Here is a 20,129-nt window from a genome sequence, read left to right as displayed (position 1 = left end):
GCGTGGTGCGCTCCTTAGCGGAATGAGGCCTTGGTACGGATGCGGGAGAGGGCGAGCAGGACGAGCAGCGTGGTCGCCATGAGGACGACCGCCACGGCCGAGCCGGTGAAGAGGGACCCGCGGTCGGTGGCCGTGAAGATCAGCACCGGGAGCGGCATCCAGTCCGGCGGGTAGAGCATCATCGTGGCGCTCAACTCGCCCATGGACAGGGCGAAGCAGAGCCCTGCGGCCGCGTTGAGCGACGGCAGCAGAAGCGGCAGTCTCACGCGGAGCAGGACGTACAGGGGGCGGGCTCCGAGGCTGGCCGCGGCCTGCTCGTACATGGGGTCGAGGCGGGTGACGGCGGCGGCGACCGACTGGTACGCGAAGGCGGTGACCAGGACGGTGTGCGCGAGGATCACGATCCAGCGGGTGCCGTTGAGCAGCATCGGAGGCCGGGAGAAGGCGACCAGGACCGCGAGGCCGACGACGACGGAGGGGACGGCGACCGGCAGCACGAACAGCGCGTCGAGCAGCCTGCGTCCGCGCTTCTTCAGCCCGGCTGCGGCGAGTGCGGCCCAGCTGCCGACGGTCAGCGCGAGCAGGCTCGCGGTGACCGCGGTGACGAGACTGGTCGTCAGGGCCTGAAGCGACTCTCCCCGCACGGCCGACGTGTAGTGGGCGGCGGTCGGCCCGGAGGGGAAGGCGCCGGACCAGTTCGTGGAGAACGACGCGATGACGATGACGAGCAGCGGCAGGGCGAACAGCGGCACGAACAGGAGAAGGAAGAGTGCCCAGCAGGCCCACGTGCCCTTGCGGCTATGCACCAACACGACGGCTGACCATTCGGTAGAGGCTGTAGAGGCCGACGGAGATCGCGATGTTGACCACGGCGACCACACAGGCGGCGGGGTAGTCGGACTCGAGGATCGCCTTGCCGTAGACGAGCATCGGCAGCGTGGTGACGTCCTTGGCCCCGGTGAACAGGACGATCCCGAACTCGTTCAGGCACATGACGAGCACGAGGCTGCCGCCGGCGCCGAGCGCGGGCAGTGCCTCCGGCAGGATCACCTGCCGCACGATGCGGGCCGGCTTGGCACCGAGCGAGGAGGCGACCTCCAGCTGCGCGGTGTCGATCTGCGAGAACGCGGCGAGCAGCGGGCGCATCACGAAGGGCGTGAAGTACGTGATCTCCGCGAGGAGTACGCCCCAGGGTGTGGTGAGGAACTGGAACGGTCCGCTGCCGGCCCCGGTGACGTCCGTCCACACGCCGTTGGCCATCCCGACCGTGCCGTAGACGAACAGCAGCGCGAGCGTGATGAGGAAGGACGGGAAGGAGAGGAAGACGTCGATGAACTTGGCGACGGCCTTCCCGCCGGGGAACGGGACGAAGGCGATGATCAGCGCGAGGGCGAACCCGAGGACGAGACAGCCGACGGTGGCGCCGACGGCGAGCCACACCGTCGTGGAGAGGGCCTCGCGGAAGGCGTCGGAGCCGAAGACCCGTCCGTAGGCGCCCGGTTCGAGCGACTCCTGCACCACCAGCGCGAGGGGATACAGGAAGACGAGAGCGAGGACGGCGACGGGCGGCAGGCTCCACAGGGCCGCCGCGGGCACCCTGCGCGCCGGTGTGGTACGGGCGGGCACCGGGGCCGGGGCCAGGGCCGGGCGCTCCGCCACCGTCACGGACTCAGCCGGACCGGTCATGGCCGACCCCCGCTCCCAGCAGCACCGCATCCTCCGGCGCGAAGTGGACGGTCACGTCCGCGCCCAGCACCGGCACCGTCCGCAGCTCGCGGACATCGGCCGTGACCCGGTGCCCGTCGACCTCGACGTACAGCCGGTGGGTCGCACCCCGCCACTGCACCTCGGCGACGCGTCCGCGCAGGGCGTTGGGCCCCTCGCCCAGACCCACGAGATGCGGGCGTACGCACAGAGTGGCGCCCGCGCCGGGCGCGGCTGCCCCGACGGCCACGTCGAGTGCGGCGCCCTGGAAGGAGACCCCCCGGTCCCCCACGGTCACCGGCAGCAGGTTCGCGTTGCCGACGAACGACGCCGTGAACTCGGTCGTCGGCCGTCGGTAGAGGTCCTGCGGGGTGCCGCAGTCCTGGAGCCGCGCCCTGTCCAGCACCGCGATGCGGTCCGCCAGCGTCAGCGCCTCGACCTGGTCGTGGGTGACGTACAGGATGGAGACGTCGGGCAACTCGCGGTGCAGCCGCGCCAGTTCGGCCAGCATTCCGGACCTGAGCTGCGCGTCCAGCGCGGACAGCGGTTCGTCCAGGAGCAGCACCCCGGGCCGGATCGCCAGCGCCCGGGCGATCGCCACGCGCTGCTGCTGTCCGCCGGAGAGCTCCCGTGGATGGCGCTGGGCGTACGCCGCCATACCCGTCATCTCCAGCGCCTCGGCGACCCGTCCGGCGATCTCGCGCCGGGGTGTCCTGCGGGCCCTGAGCCCGAAGGCCACGTTGTCGGCGACCTTCATGTGCGGGAAGAGCGCGTACTGCTGGACCACCATCCCGATCCCGCGCCGGTGCGGCGGCAGGCCCGTGACATCGCGGTCGCCGCTGAGGATCCGCCCCGAGGACGGCTGCACGAAGCCCGCGACCGCCCGCAGGGCAGTGGTCTTGCCGGAGCCCGAGGGGCCGAGCAGGGCCATGACCTCGCCGGGTTCCACGGTGAGGTCGAACGAGTCCAGAACCGTGTTCCTGCCGCTGCCCGAGCCGTAGGCGACCGAGACGTTCTCGAAGCGGATGCCGCTGCTCATCGGTCGTCCACCCCGGCGAGCAGATCCGGCAACTCGGCCACCGACGCGAGCACATGGGTGGCTCCGTGGTCCAGCAGCTGCGTCCTGTCGTGCGCTCCCGTGAGCACACCCGCGACGACGCCCGCCCCGGACCGCACTCCGCTGAGCATGTCGTACGACGTGTCGCCCGCGACCGCGATGTCGCTGACGCCGTCCACCGCCCCCGTCCGCAGGAAGGCGGCGAGCACCATGTCCGGGTAGGGGCGTCCGCGGCCGCCGGCGTCGGCGGGGCAGAGCGTGAGTTCCACCAGGTCCTGCCAGCTGAGCGCGGCGAGGATCGCGTCCTGGGTCGTACGGGCGAACCCGGTGGTCAGCACCACGGTGCGGCCCTGGGACCGCAGCTTGTCGACGGCTTCGGCCGCGCCGGGGACGGGGGCGATCCGTCCGGCGCCGACCAGTTCTCCGTACGCCTCCTCGAAGGCGCGGTTGGCCTGCTGTGCGCGCTCCTCGCTGTCGAAGAGGTGCCGGAACACGGAGATCTTCGACTCGCCCATGGTGGCGCGGACATGGCCGATCATCGCTTCGGGCGCCTCACCGAGGCGTTCGGCGGCTGCGGCGAAGGCCTGCTCGACCAGTCCGCCGTCGGCGACCGTCGTACCGGCCATGTCCAGGACGACGAGGTTCGTTCGGGTCATCACCATCACCAGCCCAGTTCGTTCGCGGTCTTCTCGGCGATCGCCGGCGAGCAGGTCATGCCGCGCCCGCCGGGACCGGTCACCAGCCACACGCCGTCGCGCACCTGCTCCCGGTGGACGACTCGGCCCGTGTCGGTGCACTGCGCGTACACCCCGGCCCACCGGCGGCGGACCCTCGGCAGCGGCCGGCCGAGGAAGGACTCGACCACGCCGGTGAGGTGCTCGTAGGGATCGTCGAGGGTGTCGAAGGCGAAGGGGTGCTCGTACTCGTGGGTGTCGCCGATGGTCAGCCCGCCGTCGCGGCGCTGCACCATCAGCAGCTGCATCTTGTGCTCGGCGGCCGTGGGAGCCTGCGCCTCCCCGGCGTTGAGGGCGTCCAGCGCCTGGCTCGCGTAGGCGGGGTAGTAGCGGAAGCTGTCCGCGTCGGCGACGGAGGTGGTCAGCGGCTCGCCCAGCGGGTCGGTCTGCATCATCTGGAGCCGGACGCGGCGTACGGGGAGGGCGGGAGCCAGTTCGCGGACGAGCCCGGAGAGAGAGGCCCCCGGGCACAGCACGACGGCGTCGCCGGTGTGCACATCGCCGTGGTCGTCGCGGACGGATGCCTCGCCCTCCACGTCACGGACCTCACGCCCGCCGAGGTAGGTGTACCGGCCGGACTCCAGCAGCGCCTTCTTCAGTGCCAGCTGGGCGGGCCGCGGCTCCACCGCCGCGTCCCGCTCGCACCACAGGGCGGCGATGAACCGGCCCCGGAGCGCCGGGTTGATGTCCCGCGCCTCGGCGGCGGTGACGAGCTTGTAGCCGCGATCGGCGGCGTCGGGGCGGGCGACCGCCGCTTCGGCGACGGCCAGTTCCAGTTCGTTGCGCACGGGAGTGAGCGAACCGATGGCCCGGAATCCGAGCTCCGGCACGCGTTGCCCGATGGACTGCCACAACTCACGGGCGCGCAGGGCGGTTTCGAGCTCCTCTCCGCCCGCGCGGCCGCTCACCCAGATCTGTCCGAAGTTGCGCAGACTCGCGCCCCGGGCCTCCTGCTCCCGCTCGATCTGTACGACCTCGTGGCCGCGTTCCACTGCGTGCCAGGCGTGCATGGTTCCCACCACGCCGGCTCCTACGACGATGACTCTCACGGCCGCAACGCTCCTCGCGGCCGGTGTCCCGTTCGGGGACGACCGGCAACGGGACGGTGAACGGGCCATCAAGCTTGGACTAGACCCGTTATGTTTCTGTGACCTTTCTGGGTGTCCGGTACCGGCGACGTGCGGGCGGCGTACCGGCGGCGCTGGTCCGCCTACGATCGCCTGCGTGGTTGCGGGCTGCGGGCGGGTGCGCGGCCGGTCAGCCGCCGTTGCCGAGATGGGTGGTGAAGCTGAAGCGGTCGCCCCGGTACAGCGTGCGTACGCGCTCCAGCGGACTGCCGTCGGGGTCGCGCGACAGACGGTGCAGCAGCAGCATCGGCAGCGCCGGCGGCGTACCGATCAGCAACGCCTCGCGCGGTGTCGCGAGCACCGTCTCGATCCGCTCGTCGGCGTCACCGAAGGCGATGGACAGCCGCTCCCGCAGATAGGCGTAGAAGGAGGAGTCGGGGTCGAAGTCGACGTCCAGGAGCGGCACCCGGGCAACGGTGACGTACGTGCTCTCCAGCCCGACGCGCTCGTCGTCCGCGAGCAGCACCCGCTCCATGTGCCACACCGGCTCACCGACGCTCGCGCCGATCTCCGCCGCCAGCACGGCCGAGCAGGGAAAGCGGTCCAGGCCGATGAGGTTACGGCCCGGTCTGCGACCCTGCCTGCGCACGCCCTCGGTGTAGCTCGCGAGCGAGAGCGGCTGCTCCAGTTTGGGGCCGGCGACGACGGTGCCGCGGCCCTGCCGGCGCAGCCTCCCCTCCAACAGGAGTTCGCGCAGCGCCTGGCGCACGGTCTCGCGCGACACCGCGAACCGCAGGGCGAGATCGCGTTCGGTGGGCAGCGGATCGCCCTCGGCCGACTCGTCGAGCAGCGCGGAGATACGGGCCTTGACGGCGTAGTACTTGGGGATGCGTCCGTGCTCCGGAATGCCGGAGCGGACAGGGGCGCCGGGCGCCTGGTCGTTCGGGTAGTCCACCGCCCGATGCTCGCAGACGCATATGAACGATCAGCGGCGGCCCGTCCGCAGCTTCCTGGAGGCCAGCACCACCACGGCACTTCCCAGCAGGATGGTGCCGAGGGCCATACCGAGGCGGGCCAGTGCCCCGGTGCCGGTGGTGGCGAGCTCGTCGCGGGTGACCGAGAGGCCGGAGCCGTCGTCGTCCTGGACGGCGAAGCGGTAGTCGCCCGACTCGCCGACCCAGTCGCCGTCGTCGCCGCGCCGCTGGACGACGGCGGCGTTGACGGTGACCTGGTTGGGCGGGGTGTCGGCGGTCAGCGCGAACCGGACCCGGACGGTGACGGTCGCACGGGCGGGCACCGCGAAACCGGCGAACGCGCCGTCGTCGAGTACGGCGACGACCTCGTCCTGTGCGGTCGTCTCCAGTGACGCGGACCGCCAGCGCGAGGCGTCCTCGTCGTAGAACTCGAGTGTGACCCTGGGCGGGGTCAGCCCGCGGTCCCGCGCGGCGAAGACGATCACCGGATGGATGTTGCGGCAGGCCTCCGCGGTGGTGTTGGCGAGGTCGACGGACCATTGCTCGAAACCGCCGCCGGGGTGGTGCACGGGCGGACCGCCGTGGATACGGGAGTCGATCGGGAAGCTCTTGGCGGCGACCGCGCCGCAGGTGGGCTCGTCACCGGGGGCACGGACGGCGGTGACGGCGGTGACGGCGGCATCGTGCGCTGTGGCCTTGCGCGCTGTGGCGTTGCTTGTGCTGGTGCTGGTGCCGTTTGTGTCGGCTTTGCTTACGCCGGCCTGGTTGGCGGCGGTGTCGGAGACGGCGGCCCGCACGGCCGGGTCGGCGGAGGCGGCCGCCGGGGCCGCGAGGGCGGTGGGGACGACGGTGGCCGCGGCGGCGCCGGCGGCGAGGACATTGCGCAGTCGCATGGCTGACCTTTGCTGTTCGGCCGGTGCGGGCAGGGGACGTGGGCGCGACCCTGCCACGCGGGCGCCCGGGGACCCGGGAGGCACGTCCCCGTACGGCCGAACTCCGCCCTATCAGCGTATTTTCGGTCCGGTACGCGAGGGCGGGAGCGGTGACGAGAAGGTGGCCTCGGCCCGCCCGAAGACCGGTGCGAGCACCAGCTGTGCCGCACCCTGCGCGACCGTGTGCGGACCACCGTTCGCCAGCTCCACCGGCACGGGCGCCTGCTCACCCACTCCGCGGACGAAGGTGGCGGCCGCGGCCTCGACGACCCGGCCGCCGAGCAGGACGCGGTCGATGTCCAGCAGCTCCACGAGGTTGGCGGCGCCGACGCCGAGAATCCGCGCCGCCGCCGCGAGGTCCCCGTCGGCCACGGCCGCCAGACAGAGCGCCTCGATGCACCCTCGCCGACCGCACCCGCACGGCGGCCCGTCGAGCTGCACGACCTGATGCCCGAACTCCCCCGCCCCGGTCCGCGCCCCGCGGTAGAGCCCTCCACCGAGCACGAGCCCCGCCCCCAGCCCGGTCCCCAGATGCAGATAGGCGAACGAGTCCCCGCTCCCCTGCAGAGCGAGCCCGAGGGCTGCGACATTGGTCTGGAGGGCGAGGCCGAGAGCGGCGGCGTTGGTGTCCTTGTCGAGCGCGACGGGCAGCCCGAGCCGCTCGGCGAGGGCGTCCCGCAGGGGAAAGCCGTCCCACTGCGGGAACCCGGTGACGCGATGGGGAACGCCGGAGGCGTGATCGAGCGGCCCGGGCATGGCGACGCCGACACCGAGAACGCGGTGGGAGGGGTGGGTGTCGGGGTCGGGGTCGGGGTCGGGGTCGGGGTCGGGCGCGACGGGCTGCGGGACCGATCCGGTTCCGCCGAGCCAAGAACCCGGTCCGGTTCCGGCGGCGGGTTCGAGAGCCGCGCCCGGCCCGGCAGCTCCGTGGTCCGGCCCGGCAGCTCCGTGGCCCGGGAACGGACCGGCGACGGACCCGGCAGGTCCGAGAGCGGGGCCCAGACGGGCGGCAGGACCCGCAGGTCCGTAAGCGGGACCCGGTCCCGCAGGTCCGGGACCCGGTCCGGCGGCGGTCAGCAGCGACTCCACCTCGACCGCCACCGCCTCCACCACCGCGTCCGCGCCGGCCCCCAGATCCAGCGGCACCACACGCCGGGCGACGAGGACGCCCGCCAGGTCCAGCAGCACCACGGTCAGCTCGTCACGGTCCAGGTGCAGCCCCACGGCGTGCGCCGCCGGAGGGACCAGGCGCAGGACCGTACGAGGCTTCCCTCCGGTCGAGGCGCGGTAACCCGCTTCCGCCACCAGCCCGCTTGCCCTCAGCCGCGCCGTGATCTTGCTGACCGCCTGGGGGGTGAGCCCGGTGCCCTCCGCCAGTTCGAGACGGCTGATCCCGCCTTCGCCCGCCACACGCAACAGCTCCAGCACGCGGGCCGCGTTCGCGCTGCGCAGCCCGGACAGGCTGGGCAGTTCGGGCAGCTCGCCCCCGGACGGTCCCCCACTGCCGGGGACGCGCCCACCGCCCTGCCCGCTTCCGCGCCCGTACCTGCTCCCGTTGGTGTTCACGCCACCTATTCTCCCCCTCGCTTGCACTTTGGCAACACCGTTGCTTAAGTGGGACGCATGACTGGCACCGGCACACCCCTCCGCGTCGGACTCGTCGGCTACGGCCTGGCGGGCTCCGTCTTCCACGCCCCGCTGATCGCGGCCACCGAGGGCCTCGTCCTCGACACGATCGTCACGTCCAGCCCGGAGCGGCAGGAGCAGGCCCGCGCCGAGTTCCCGGACGTGCGCTTCGTGGCCACGCCCGACGAGCTGTGGGCCCACGCCGGCGAACTCGACCTCGTCGTGATCGCCTCCCCGAACAAGACCCACGTCCCCGTCGCCACCGCCGCCCTCGAAGCGGGCCTCTCGGTGGTCGTGGACAAGCCGATCGCCGGCACCGCCGCCGAGGCGCGTGAGCTCGCCGCGCTCGCGAAGGCCCGCGGTCTGCTGCTCTCCGTGTTCCAGAACCGCCGCTGGGACAACGACTTCCTCACCCTCCGCAAGCTGATCGCGGACGGTGCGCTCGGGGAGGTCCAGCGCTTCGAGTCCCGTTTCGAGCGGTGGCGCCCACAGCTCAAGGGCGGCTGGCGCGAGTCCGGCGACCCGCAGGAGATCGGCGGTCTGCTGTACGACCTCGGCAGCCACCTCGTCGACCAGGCGCTGACGCTGTTCGGCCCGGTCACCCGGGTGTACGCGGAGTCCGACGTACGCCGCCCGGGCGCCCAGGCCGACGACGACACCTTCTTCGCGCTCACCCACGCGAACGGCGTCCGCTCACACCTCTACGCCAGTGCCACCACCGCCCAACTCGGCCCGCGCTTCCGCGTCCTCGGCTCGGCCGCCGGGTATGTGAAGTACGGCCTGGACCCGCAGGAGGCGGACCTCCGCGACGGCAAGCGCCCGGAGTCCCACAAGCCGTGGGGCGTGGAGGACGAATCGCTGTGGGGCCGGCTCGGCGCGGGAGAGTCGCCTCTCACGGGCGGCGGCGACCCGGTGGAGACGCTCCCGGGCGACTACCCTGCGTACTATGCGGGCGTTGCCGAGGCCCTGCGCAACGGCACTCCACCGCCCGTCACCGCCGAGCAGGCGGCCGCCGCGCTGGACATCCTGGAGGCCGCGCGCCGCTCCGCCCGCGAGGGCGTCACCGTGGAGGTGTCCGTATGACCACGCCCCCCACCATCCATGAGCTGGTCGACCAGGAACGCCGTCTGACCCTGCGCCGGTTCACCTACGCCGACGCGTGGGCCCTCGGCAGCATGCTGGTCGAGATGGCGCACCTGCGGGAGGCACCGGTGGCCATCGACATCCGCCGAGGCGCGCAGCAACTGTTCCACTGCGCGCTGCCGGGTTCGAGCGCCGACAACGACGCCTGGATCGACCGCAAGCGGCGGGTCGTCGAGCGCTACGGCGAGAGCTCGTTCCTGGTCGGTACGCGGCACCGGGAGAAGGGCACGACGTTCGAGGAGTCGTCGCGCCTGGACCCGGACACATACGCGGCGCACGGCGGTTCGTTCCCGATCACGGTCGAGGGCGCGGGGGTGATCGGCACGGTCACGGTCTCGGGCCTCCCCCAGGCAGAGGACCACGCGATGGTGGTGGACGCCCTCTCCCGCTTCCTGGCCTCGACCCCACCGGGCACGTAACGACCGCCCACCCAGCCCTTCCGGCGCGCGAGGACAACGGCCGCAGGCCGTACCCACCTCCGAGCCGAACCCCCCGCACGAAGGCGGCCAAACCGAGCCCGTCCGGCGCTTGAGGCGGCTGCAAGCCGCGCCTGCAACAAGCCGAACCCGCCTCACCAACCCGGCCGAACCCAGCCCGTCCGACGCTTGAGGACACGACCGCAGGCCGTGCCCACCCCGGGCGGGGGCCGACCCGGACCCCCGCCCAGCACGCCCCGGCCCGGGGGCCGACCGCACCCCCAAAAACCCCGCGCCGCCAGGCGCGCTACGCGTTCTTGAGGTCCTGGCGCTGCCTCCCCAGCCCCTCGACCTCCAGCTCCACCACGTCCCCCGCCCGCAGATACGGCTTCGGCTCGGGCTGCCCCATCGCCACCCCCGCCGGCGTACCCGTGTTGATCACGTCTCCCGGGTACAGCGTCATGAACTGGCTGACGTACCGCACCACCTCGGCCACCGGGAAGATCTGGTCGGCCGTCGAGCCGTTCTGCTTCAGTCCGCCGTTCACCCACAGCCGCAGGCTCAGCGCCTGCGGGTCCGGTACCTCGTCCGCCGTCACCAGCCAGGGGCCCAGTGGGTTGAACGTCTCGCAGTTCTTGCCCTTGTCCCACGTACCGCCGCGCTCGATCTGGAACTCGCGCTCGGACACGTCGTGCGAGATCGCGTATCCGGCGACGTACGACAGCGGGTCCTCGTCGTCCTCCAGATAGCGGGCCGTACGCCCGATGACGACCGCGAGCTCGACCTCCCAGTCGGTCTTGCGGCTGCGGCGGGGCACGAGCACCGTGTCGTTCGGCCCGACGACCGTGTCCGCCGCCTTGAAGAAGACGACCGGCTCCGCGGGAGCGTCCGCCCCCGTCTCGGCCGCGTGGTCGTGGTAGTTCAGCCCGATGCACACGACCTTGCCGATCCGGGCGAGCGGCGGGCCGACGCGCAGCCCGTCGGCGGCGAGCGCGGGCAGCTCGCCGGCCTGCGCCGCGGCCCGGATCCGGGCGAGGGCGGAGGCGTCGGCGAGCAGCGCCCCGTCGATGTCCGTGACAAGGCCGGACAGGTCGCGCAGGGTCGTCCCGTCCTCGTCGAGCAGGGCCGGGCGCTCGGCGCCCGAGGTGCCGACACGCAGCAGCTTCATGGTCTGTCTCCCCTGGTTCGGTGCGAGCCCGGACGATGGGTAGCGGCCATCGGAGGGGTTCGGAGGATTGGCTGATCCTCCAAGACATCGGATCACTCCGCAAGACCCCGTTCACAACCTGGACTGTTACGCGGCGGTAGCCAGCGCGCCGGCCGCCGGCGTGTCCCGGTAGAGGACCGTGCGCTCGACCGCGGTCCAGGCCGTACTGGTGACGACGTACAGCGCGGCGGCGAGCGGCACCACAGCCACCGTGATCAGCGTCGCGAAGGACATCAGCGGCATGATCTTCATCATCGCGCCCATGCCCGGGGTGTCTCCCTGCGGCAGCGGTGAGGCCGCCATCTGGCGCTTCGTACGCCGGAAGTTGAAGATCGCGACGCCCGTGACGACCGCGAAGAGCACGAGGTACACAAGCCCCGCACCTCCGAACACCCCGCCGTGTGCGAGGGCGTCCGCCCAGCGGTCGCCGAGGGGGGCGTCGAAGAGGGTGTGGCCGAGCAGACCGTTGGGCTCCCCGCCGATCCGGCTGCTGGAGAACAGGTGGTACATCAGGAAGAACGCCGGCAGCTGCAACAGGCTCGGCAGGCACCCGGAGAGCGGCGAGACCTTCTCCTTCTTGTGCAGCTCCATCATCGCCTTCTGCAGGCGCTCGGGGTTCTTGCCGTGCTTCTTGCGCAGCTCGGCGATCTGCGGCGAGAGCCGGGCCTTGGCCTTCTGCCCGCGGGCGGCGGCACGTGAGAGGGGGTGCACGGAGAGCCGTACGAGCGCGGTGAACAGGACGATCGCGGCGGCTGTCGCCGATGCGTGGAAGAGCGGCTGGAGCAGGTCGGCGAGCTGCTCGACCAGATTGGCGAATACGGACATGGGTGAGCCCTCCGTGGGTCTCGTCGTGCCGGGATGCGGTCATGGCGGCATGACGACCTGCGAGGGGTGCGGAGGCTGCGGCATCGCCGGGCCGGCGCGAGCGGTCCAGGATCGAGCGGTCCAGCTTCGAGCGGTCCAGGATCGGGCGATCCGGCACCCACGATCCGTCGCACGCAAGCGGTCCGGCGCATGCAAGCGGTCCGGCGCCCGATCCGTCGCACGCGATCAGACCCGCAAGCGGTCAGTCCGCAAGCGAGGGATACGGCAGCGAGGTTTCTGCGGCGTGCGGGCCGGCGGCCGGCGGGCCGACGGCGTGCGGTTGCGCCCCTACGCGGTCGTCAGGACGAGACGCCCGGGAGCCCTGGGCCTGGTGCGGCCCCGTGCGTCCGGGTCCCGCTGCGGCAGGAACGCGGTGCGCCGCCGCCGGTCACGAAGAGCGGTACGCACCCGGGTGACGGGCACGGTGGGCACGCAGCGCGCGCTGATCAGGGCGCAGACGACCAGTGCCGAACCGGCCGAGGCCGTGGCGGTCGCGGCGAGCGCGACGGCGGCGGAGAGGCTGCTGCTGCCGTCGGCGATCAGGATCTCGATGAGCAGGAACAGCGCGAGCACGGCGGGTTGCACCCATCGCGACAGCCGGCGGCCGTCCATGTGGTCCCACCTCGCTTCCTCGCTCTGCTGCCCCGAACACCTTCGAGACACCTTCCAGCCGTTATACAGGATGCGTCTCGCGGGAGGGATCGGCCGCAGGAAGGACGACGCAACCGGTGGCGTAGCCGCAGGACATGTACGCCACCACATACAGCACGGGCGAGCCGTAGTTGTAGCCCCAGCCCACGGCAGAGCATGAACAGGCCGAGGATCGAGGTGGCGACGGCGGCGTTCACTGCGGTCGCCCCGCCGGGCGAGCCAGACGACGAGCGGAGTGAGCAGCGTCGCCCCGAGCAGCATCGCCCCGAGCAGCCGGACGAAGAGGAACGGCAATCCCAGCAGGACGGGCCGGACACGATTGACCAGCGGCAGCGCACCGACGAACAGGACGTACGGCACGAGCAACCACAGCAGTTGAGGACGACGCTTGAGCACGTCAGGACCCTGGACCCGGTGCCCTACCGCGGCCGCATCGACGTGAGCTTCCCCCACACGATCAACCGGTACCGGGAGCTGTACTCCGGGGTGCAGGTGGTGAGGGTCAGGTAGTACCCGGGCGCGCTGTACCCGGCGGAGGGCGTGACGAGGCTGCGGGGGACGGGCCGGATGACCCCGGTGTCCCGGGGGCTGGTGCGCGTGAGGGCCCGGTCGACGGCGTACACGTACACCGCGCTGCGTGTCTCGACCCGTATCTCGTCCCCCTTGCGCAGCCGGTCGATGTGCCGGAAGGGCTCGCCGTGGGTGTTGCGATGCCCGGCGACGGCGAAGTTGCCGCCGCCTCCGGGGTGGGCGGTGCCGGGATAGTGCCCGATGTACCCCTTGTCCAGGACACCTTGTTTGCTGATCCCCTGGGCGACGGGGGCGACGACACCGAGTCGCGGGATACGCAGGACGGCGTACGCCTGGTCCCAGCGGGGCGTGGGCGGGCGTACGGACTCCTGTCCCCGGGATGCGGCGTCACGTCCCCCACCTTCGACGGCCGGCGGGTCCTCGCCATCCGGCGGATCGTCGGACGGCGCGGCCTGCGGGACCTGCGGGGCATCGCCGACGGAGGCGTCCCACTCCCGCTCCAGGGCGTGCACGCGGCGCTCGGCCCCCTCGCGAGCCTGCCGGTTGGTCCACCACAACTGGTGCACCACCAGCAGAAGCACCACGACGCCGAGTGTGACGGTGATCTCAGCGACGGCCCACAGCGCACCCGCAAACCGGGCCCGCCTCCGCGAGCCGCGCCCCTGCACCACGACCGGTATCCGCTCCCGCACGGGCGCAGGTTAGGCGCTGATCGCCGAAGTCACCAGAGTGGTACACAGCACGTCCGCCATCACGCGAACGTGCCCCCCGCCGAACCCCCGTACGGCAGTACCGTGTCCCCCATGCGCCCCGACACGCCTGCCGACCACAACGCCGAAGCCGAGCGCCTGCTGCGTACCGCGACGCAGTACCCCGAGGACAACGAGTCGCTGCTGCTCCAGGCCGCGGCCCACCTCGAACTGGCCGGCGACCGCGAAAGCGCCTCCAGCCTCTACGACCGCCTCCTCGCCGACAGTCCCGAGCGCCCCCTGCTCGTCAAGGCTCTCCAGGCGGCGAACCTGTGGGAGTACGGCCACGAGGCCGAGGCCCGCGCCCTGATCACCGGCATCCGCACGGCGGCCCCCGCGGACCCGGCCCCGTGGGAGATCATCGCCGAGACGCTGGAGTCCCACGACGAGCTCGAGGCGTCCCACGACTGCTTCACCACGGCGATCACGCTGCTCCTCACCCCCGGCGACGACGACGTCCCCTACGAGACCCAGTCCCTGCTGACCGGCCGCCACCGCGTGCGCCGCATGCTGGGCCGCGCCCACGACAACTGGGACGCGCTCGCGGACAAGGTCCACACGGCCCACGCGTCGATCTCCCTGGACGAACTCCACGACCCGAACCGCCTGTGGGCCCTGGGCTCGAACAACCCGGCCGAACTCCAGGCCGAAATCGCCCGCCTCCGCTCGGAACTGGGCTCCTACCGCTCGGCCCTGTCCCGCCCCTTCCCGGTGGCGGTGCTCCACTGGCCGGAGGGCGAACTGTCGGAACTGCTCACGGCGTACCCCGAACTCGAATCGGAGTACCCGACCCACACGGCCCACCTGACGGACATCGAGGCCTCGCTCCGCGACCTGTCCTCCACGGGCACGGCCAACCTGGGCATCGTGACGGCGACGGTCCCGTCCTACGAGGCTTTCGCCGCCTCGGAACAGTCCTCCCCGTCGAACGCGGACCTGCTCCCGCAGTACGCGACGACACTGGCGGCCAGGGGCAAGGCGGTGGCTTGGCCACCGGCGAAGGGGGCGGACTGCTGGTGCGGGTCGGGGAGGGCGTACAGGGAGTGTCACGGGGCGGACCAGATCTGACCTCACTGTCAGCGCCCTCTGATAGTTCTTGCCGCATCAAGCAGGAAGAGGGGCACGATGACCGGGTCTGTCGATGCCAACCAGCCGATCGCAGGGCTGTATGAGCAACTGATCACTTTGCGTCTTGAGAAGCAGCTCAAGGCGCTCAGCTCTAACGGCGGCTGGCACGCCATCGACGATGAGGTGGGACCCGAGTCGTCGCCCCAGGTCATCGCACGTCATGTCGCCGAGGCGATGAAGCGCGTGCTGGAAAGACTGCCGGCGGCAGAACGCGTCCACGCTGCCAATCACATCCTTGAGTCGATGAACACCATCAAGGGAGCTCAGGAGTGGGTGGACCTCGTTGCTGACGGCCCACGTCAATTGCTGGCCATCGCGGAGCAACAGGCTAAGGGGGTCTATGCGATCCGCCCGGCGACTCCCCTGTCGGAAACCGCGCTCATCACCAATTCACCGGATGATCCGAGTCTCGGTTTCGAACTGCGCGCCGAGCTAGCAACCGCAGATCGCGTAGATTTGCTCTGCGCCTTTGTCAAGTGGCACGGACTGCGCATCATCGAGCAATCTCTTGAAGCCGCTCATGCCCGCGGCGTGCCTATCCGTGTCATCACGACCACCTACATCGGCGCAACCGAGCGGCGAGCGTTGGACAGGTTGGTCCAGAAGTTCCAGGCCGAGGTGAAGGTCAACTACGAACTGCGGTCTACGCGTCTCCACGCTAAAGCCTGGCTCTTCCGACGTAACAGCGGATACGACACTGCTTATGTGGGAAGCTCCAATCTATCGAGGGCTGCGCTCCTCGACGGCTTGGAGTGGAACGTCCGCCTTTCCTCCGTCGCCACACCCGATGTGCTGCGAAAGTTTGAAGCTACTTTCGACTCTTACTGGAGCGAATCAGCGTTTGAGCTCTACGACCCCGAGCGGGACTCCAGCCGTCTCGATGAAGCCCTGCACGTGGCAAGCCGAGGGACTAGCACGCCGGCAGGGCGCCGGATCACCCTCTCTGGACTCGAAGTCCGCCCCTACCCTCACCAGCGCGACATGCTGGAGCGCCTTGAGGTGGAACGCACGGTCCACGATCGGCACCGCAATCTCTTGGTCGCCGCCACAGGGACAGGCAAGACCGTCATGGCCGCCCTCGACTTCAAGCACCTGCGCCGCAAGCACGGACGAGATCTGCGTCTCCTCTTCGTCGCGCACCGGCAAGAGATTTTGCGACAGTCCCTGCGCACCTACCAAGACGTGTTGATCGATGCCAATTTCGGTGAAGAGCTGCATAGCAGCATCGTCCCCGAGCAGTGGAAGCATGTCTTCGCAAGCATTCAGTCATTGAACTCTCGCTCCCTGGAGAGCCTTCCTCCCGATCACTTCGACGTGGTCGTCATTGATGAGTTCCACCATGGCGTCTCTCCTACCTACCGAAAGATCATCGATCACTTCCAGCCTGCCGAACTCCTCGGTCTGACAGCGACTCCAGAACGCATGGACGGCCACAACGTCCAAGACGAGTTCTTTGATGGCCGCATCGCAGCAGAGATGCGGCTCTGGGAGGCACTGGAGAACGAACTCTTGAGTCCCTTCCACTACTTCGGCGTCACCGACAACACCGACATGAGCTCGCTGGCGTGGAAGCGTGGGGCATACGATGCTTCGGCGCTCAGCAACCTGGTGACGGGGAACGATGCTCGCGCTCGCCTCATCGTGCAGGCGGTGTTGGACAAGGTCACCGACCCTGGAGCAATGAGGGCGCTGGGGTTTTGTGTGTCGGTCCAGCACGCTCACTTCATGGCGGACTATTTCCGCCGAGCCGGCCTCAACGCCATCGCGCTCTCCGGAGAGACTTCGCACGACGACCGCCGAACAGCACTCGATGCTCTACGGTCCGGCGAGTTGCAGGTCATCTTCTCGGTTGATCTCTTCAACGAGGGGCTCGACATCCCGGACGTCGACACGCTGCTCTTGCTGCGGCCCACGTCCAGTGCCACGGTCTTCCTCCAGCAACTGGGACGAGGACTTCGTCGGAGCGAGGGCAAGGCCGTGCTCACAGTCCTGGACTTCATCGGCCAGCATCGCAAAGAGTTCCGCTTCGAAGAGCAGTTCCGCGCTCTGACCAACCTGACGCGCAACCGCCTGCTCGCCAACCTGGAGCAGGACTTCCCGCAGCTCCCCTCTGGTTGCCAGATCGTCCTGGAGCCCAAGGCCAAGGATCTGATCCTCGACAACATTCGTAGCCAAATCAGCGTGAATGTCACCCAGCTCGCCCGGGAGGTCCGTCAATACGGCGAGTTGCACCTAGCGGCCTACCTCAAGGAGAGCGGACGCGAGCTGAAAGAGATCTATCGCGGAAACGGCAACTCCTGGACGGGACTCTTGCGACGTTCCGGACTGTTGGATGGCATACCGCCAGAAGGCGAGGAAGGGCTCCTCAAGCGAGTCCCCGCCTTCCTCCACGTCGATGATCCAGAGCGGGTCGCGGCCTACTCTCAACTCCTCGTGGACAATGCCCCACGCTACGACGACCTCAGGGCACGGGACCAGGCGTACGCCCGCATGCTCTACTTCTCTCTCTGGCCTCTTGGCGGACATGCCACCTACCAGGATGCGCTGGACGAGTTGGAGCCCCAGCACTCAGTCCGGAACGAGCTGCGCCAACTGCTCGCGTACGCCCTGGACAGAGTGGACCACATGCCTGTCCCTCTGGTCGATGATCTCGCCAGGCTCCCGCTAACGGTGCACGCTTCCTATAGCCGCGAGGAGATCCTGCCGGCCCTAGGACAGTCATCCATCGGCGGGTTTATGCCGGGACACTTCCGCGAGGGAGTGAAGTGGTGCGAGAGCATCCAGACGGACGCGCTACTGATCACCTTGGAGAAGGACGAGAAGGACTTCTCCCCGCAGACGCGGTACCGGGACTACGCCAAGAACGACTTCCTCTTTCACTGGGAGTCCCAGAACCAAACCTCCAGCACCTCCCCCACAGGCCTGCGCTACCAGGCACACAAGGCGCAGGGCACTCACGTCATGCTTTTCGTTCGCCGGTACAAGAAGACGGACGTTGGCGGCCCTCAGCCCTGGATGTTGCTGGGACCCGCGGACTACGTCAGCCACGAAGGCAGCAAGCCGATGGGGATTACCTGGAAGCTACGTTACGAGATGCCGGCCGATGTGTGGACGTACTCGACTATATCGGCGAGCTAAGGGCTGTCCCGTAGTCCCTAACGGGCACACGACGACAGCTACGGCACCTGCACCTCACTACCGCATCTGACGCCGCGCGCTGATCCACCGGAGAGCACGTAATAGCCCTTAGGCTCCCGCGCAATCGATCCCCCAGAAGCGCCGATGCGCACGAAGGAACTTTGCCTGGATGCGATGTTCCTCCACCGTCAGCAACGCCACGGCATGGGCAGCTGAGGCATCAGTGAACCGATCCACGACCTCCAGACGGTCGGTCAAGTACATCGCTCCCCGATCGAAGCGGATGTGGCAGTTCGGACAGAGGCAGAGAACGTTACCCTCCACATCAGGACCATTACTGGGCCGTCCCAGCGCTTGGATGTGAGCGCCCTCCGCATAGCTCACTCCTGCGCCGACAACGAGGGGGGTCCTGCATATCTGGCACGTGTGGTCGTACCACCGCTTCACCTTGCGCGCTACCGCCGTATCCCGGACGACACGCTCGACGGTGCTCGTCGCTCGAGGCGGTGCTCCGTCCAAAAGCTCTTTGACTTGCTGCTCAAGGGGAGTCAGCTCCTGCCTTTCCTCCGGAAGCCGGCGCAGGGAGAACCGACAGATCTGGAAGCCAGACATCCCCTCCTCGCGCGCCTCCCCGGTGACTTCGTACAACCCGTCGTATCGATAGCCGCTACTAGGCGCGTAACTGAGGTCCTTGGCACGACCACGAATGACCCGAACCGGGTACTTTTGATACGACTCCGGCGTAGACCGGCGTTGCCGTTGTTCTCCCAGTCCTGGTCGGAGCCCTGCCGTCCGGTGTTGGCATCACGACCACCGGCGCCTGTATAGAGGATCTCGTCCCAGTCATCGCGGTCGTCCTCGTAGCCCTCGCTGAGGATGATGGCGTCGGCCGCGCGCTGCCCCTCTGCGTCACGCCCCCAGGAGATCCCGGCACGCTGCTCCTTGTGCAGCTTCGCGTCCTTGACCTCTTGGCGGGACTCGAAGGTCGTACCGGGAAGGACGCTTCCCACGTGCCCGAAGACAGCTCTATAGGGTTCTGCAGCCATGCGAACATGCTGCCGATGCGGCGATCACGTTCGATCTGATCAGTAGCTTTACGACCAAGGGTGTCCGCAGTCGATCGATAAGTGGCCCGATCGCGAGGTTAGTCGAACGCCAGGGGCCCTCGTGTCCCCGCTGCCCAGGTCCTGGATCCACGCACTCTCATCACAACTCAGCCACAAACATCCTTACTTGCACTATCACCGGTTAACCGGAATGAAATGCTCAGCCCCCTCAGTCCGGATCCGTCAGCCTTGGGGGGCACATGACTCGGATACGTACGCAGGGGCGCATCGCCGTGGCCGCAGTTGGTGTCGTGATGGCGGTGGTGGGGGTCACCGGGTGTGGGGGCGAGAGCGCTCAGGACGCCAAGCCCGCCGCCGAGCAGGTCGCGAGCGCGTCCGCGGCCGCGAAGCCGGCGCCTTCCGCCAAGGCTCTGCTCGAACTCGTCGATGACCAGGAGAGCGCCGACAGCGGGGAGGAGATCGTCGTTCAGGTGCTCCAGAACGACACCGTCACCCTCGGGAGCGGGACCAGCGGCAATGTGCAGATGGTCCTCGACGACGAGACCTTCGCTGTCACCGTCGACTCGCCTCCCTCCCACGGCACCGCGACCGTCGACGGCAACACCGTGGTGTACAAGCCGGTTGCGGGGTACGACGGCGAGGACACCTTCACGTACAAGGTGGAGGTGACAGGCAGCGACGCCGTGTCCGGGACCGCCGAGGTGCGGATCACCGTGGACGCACCCGCGCCGCCGGAGAAGCCCGCCGCGCCCAAGGAGCCGGTCGCGCCCAAGGAGCCTGCCGCGCCCGCGAAGTTGTATGCGAACTGCGCCGCCGCCGAGGCCGCCGGTGCCGCGCCCGTCGAGGTCGGTGACCCGGGCTACGGGCGCCATCTGGACCGGGACGGTGACGGCGTGGGGTGTGAGCCGTACTCCGGCGGGGGCGGTTCGTCCGGCGGGAGTTCCGGGGGCGGATCCACGAGCGGTGGAGGCGGGAGCGTGTCGTACGCCAACTGCTCCGAGGTGCGGGCCGCGGGTGCCGCGCCCATCCGGGCCGGTGACCCCGGCTACGGACGCCACCTCGACCGGGACGGCGACGGCGTCGCCTGCGAGTGAGGACGAGCGTCGCGCCGCATTCCCGTGACCGTCAGCCGCTGCGCACG

18 protein-coding genes and 2 pseudogenes are annotated in these 20,129 nt (G+C 69.8%); 5 read left to right on the top strand and 15 right to left on the bottom strand.

Annotated elements, in window-relative coordinates; translation table 11 throughout:
• Positions 1-14 precede the first annotated feature (14 nt).
• From ABTX78_RS16235 to ABTX78_RS16200, 8 genes are all read right to left on the bottom strand, one after another.
• Positions 15-812 carry an ABC transporter permease gene (locus ABTX78_RS16235; RefSeq protein ID WP_352207430.1) on the bottom strand — a complete coding sequence of 266 codons (798 nt, stop codon included), beginning with the start codon at positions 810-812 and terminating at the stop codon, positions 15-17.
• On the bottom strand, positions 799-1,686 hold the full coding sequence (locus tag ABTX78_RS16230; RefSeq protein ID WP_352207429.1) for a 2-aminoethylphosphonate ABC transporter permease subunit: 888 nt from the start codon (positions 1,684-1,686) through the stop codon (positions 799-801). Before ABTX78_RS16230 ends, ABTX78_RS16235 begins: the two co-directional genes overlap by 14 nt.
• Entirely contained in the window at positions 1,670-2,743 is a 1,074-nt protein-coding gene (locus ABTX78_RS16225) for an ABC transporter ATP-binding protein (protein ID WP_352207428.1), read from the bottom strand. Before ABTX78_RS16225 ends, ABTX78_RS16230 begins: the two co-directional genes overlap by 17 nt.
• Positions 2,740-3,417, bottom strand: a complete 678-nt coding sequence (locus tag ABTX78_RS16220; protein ID WP_352207427.1) for a phosphonatase-like hydrolase — start codon at positions 3,415-3,417, stop codon at positions 2,740-2,742. Before ABTX78_RS16220 ends, ABTX78_RS16225 begins: the two co-directional genes overlap by 4 nt.
• Before the next feature lie 5 nt (positions 3,418-3,422).
• Positions 3,423-4,544 (bottom strand): TIGR03364 family FAD-dependent oxidoreductase, encoded by a 1,122-nt coding sequence (locus ABTX78_RS16215; protein WP_352207426.1) that lies wholly within the window; start codon positions 4,542-4,544, stop codon positions 3,423-3,425.
• Between the two features lie 208 nt (positions 4,545-4,752).
• The gene (locus tag ABTX78_RS16210) at positions 4,753-5,517 is read right to left on the bottom strand and encodes a GntR family transcriptional regulator (RefSeq protein ID WP_352207425.1); all 765 of its coding nucleotides are present in this window, start codon (positions 5,515-5,517) and stop codon (positions 4,753-4,755) included.
• A 30-nt stretch (positions 5,518-5,547) separates the two neighbouring features.
• Positions 5,548-6,429 carry a hypothetical protein gene (locus ABTX78_RS16205; protein ID WP_352207424.1) on the bottom strand — a complete coding sequence of 294 codons (882 nt, stop codon included), beginning with the start codon at positions 6,427-6,429 and terminating at the stop codon, positions 5,548-5,550.
• A gap of 111 nt (positions 6,430-6,540) precedes the next feature.
• A complete protein-coding gene (locus tag ABTX78_RS16200; RefSeq protein WP_502993884.1) occupies positions 6,541-8,034 on the bottom strand; it encodes an ROK family transcriptional regulator in 1,494 nt (497 codons plus the stop codon).
• A gap of 57 nt (positions 8,035-8,091) precedes the next feature.
• Between ABTX78_RS16200 and ABTX78_RS16195 the strand changes: the two genes are divergently transcribed.
• Both ABTX78_RS16195 and ABTX78_RS16190 read left to right on the top strand, forming a co-directional pair.
• Positions 8,092-9,177, top strand: a complete 1,086-nt coding sequence (locus ABTX78_RS16195) for a Gfo/Idh/MocA family oxidoreductase (protein ID WP_352207488.1) — start codon at positions 8,092-8,094, stop codon at positions 9,175-9,177.
• Complete coding sequence (locus tag ABTX78_RS16190; protein WP_352207423.1) at positions 9,174-9,656, top strand: heme-degrading domain-containing protein; 483 nt, start codon at positions 9,174-9,176, stop codon at positions 9,654-9,656. The genes ABTX78_RS16195 and ABTX78_RS16190 overlap by 4 nt, the downstream gene beginning before the upstream one ends.
• A gap of 304 nt (positions 9,657-9,960) precedes the next feature.
• Here the strand turns inward: ABTX78_RS16190 and ABTX78_RS16185 are convergent, their stop codons facing one another.
• The 5 genes and pseudogenes from ABTX78_RS16185 to ABTX78_RS16165 all read right to left on the bottom strand — a co-directional run bounded on the left by ABTX78_RS16185 (position 9,961) and on the right by ABTX78_RS16165 (position 13,598).
• A complete protein-coding gene (locus tag ABTX78_RS16185) occupies positions 9,961-10,821 on the bottom strand; it encodes a fumarylacetoacetate hydrolase family protein (RefSeq protein WP_352207422.1) in 861 nt (286 codons plus the stop codon).
• A gap of 126 nt (positions 10,822-10,947) precedes the next feature.
• Positions 10,948-11,685, bottom strand: coding sequence for a YidC/Oxa1 family membrane protein insertase (locus ABTX78_RS16180; RefSeq protein WP_352207421.1), 738 nt, complete (start codon positions 11,683-11,685; stop codon positions 10,948-10,950).
• A 327-nt stretch (positions 11,686-12,012) separates the two neighbouring features.
• The gene (locus tag ABTX78_RS16175; RefSeq protein ID WP_352207487.1) at positions 12,013-12,336 is read right to left on the bottom strand and encodes a DUF6412 domain-containing protein; all 324 of its coding nucleotides are present in this window, start codon (positions 12,334-12,336) and stop codon (positions 12,013-12,015) included.
• 240 nt (positions 12,337-12,576) lie between these two features.
• Positions 12,577-12,735: pseudogene (locus ABTX78_RS16170) on the bottom strand (DUF3311 domain-containing protein); the annotation flags it as partial.
• Positions 12,736-12,794: 59 nt separating this feature from the next.
• Positions 12,795-13,598: a class E sortase gene (locus tag ABTX78_RS16165; protein WP_502993883.1), complete on the bottom strand. Its 804-nt coding sequence runs from the start codon at positions 13,596-13,598 to the stop codon at positions 12,795-12,797.
• A 111-nt stretch (positions 13,599-13,709) separates the two neighbouring features.
• On the opposite strand from ABTX78_RS16165, the gene ABTX78_RS16160 reads away from it, so the two are divergent.
• Both ABTX78_RS16160 and ABTX78_RS16155 read left to right on the top strand, forming a co-directional pair.
• Positions 13,710-14,723: an SEC-C metal-binding domain-containing protein gene (locus ABTX78_RS16160; protein ID WP_352207420.1), complete on the top strand. Its 1,014-nt coding sequence runs from the start codon at positions 13,710-13,712 to the stop codon at positions 14,721-14,723.
• Positions 14,724-14,780: 57 nt separating this feature from the next.
• A complete protein-coding gene (locus tag ABTX78_RS16155; RefSeq protein WP_352207419.1) occupies positions 14,781-17,921 on the top strand; it encodes a DEAD/DEAH box helicase in 3,141 nt (1,046 codons plus the stop codon).
• Positions 17,922-18,029: 108 nt separating this feature from the next.
• Here the strand turns inward: ABTX78_RS16155 and ABTX78_RS16150 are convergent, their stop codons facing one another.
• Together ABTX78_RS16150 and ABTX78_RS16145 are read right to left on the bottom strand one after the other, a co-directional pair.
• Positions 18,030-18,533: an HNH endonuclease gene (locus ABTX78_RS16150; RefSeq protein WP_352207485.1), complete on the bottom strand. Its 504-nt coding sequence runs from the start codon at positions 18,531-18,533 to the stop codon at positions 18,030-18,032.
• 12 nt (positions 18,534-18,545) lie between these two features.
• Positions 18,546-18,967 (bottom strand): annotated as a pseudogene (locus tag ABTX78_RS16145) (YDG/SRA domain-containing protein); the annotation flags it as partial.
• A 260-nt stretch (positions 18,968-19,227) separates the two neighbouring features.
• On the opposite strand from ABTX78_RS16145, the gene ABTX78_RS16140 reads away from it, so the two are divergent.
• Positions 19,228-20,082, top strand: a complete 855-nt coding sequence (locus tag ABTX78_RS16140; RefSeq protein WP_352207418.1) for an excalibur calcium-binding domain-containing protein — start codon at positions 19,228-19,230, stop codon at positions 20,080-20,082.
• Positions 20,083-20,129 lie beyond the last annotated feature (47 nt).

The sequence above is a fragment of the Streptomyces sp. NPDC096193 genome (genome assembly GCF_040302905.1).
In the GTDB taxonomy this organism is placed as follows: domain Bacteria; phylum Actinomycetota; class Actinomycetes; order Streptomycetales; family Streptomycetaceae; genus Streptomyces.
Note: the sequence above shows the minus strand (reverse complement) of the source record. Positions and strands in the feature narration are given on the sequence as shown.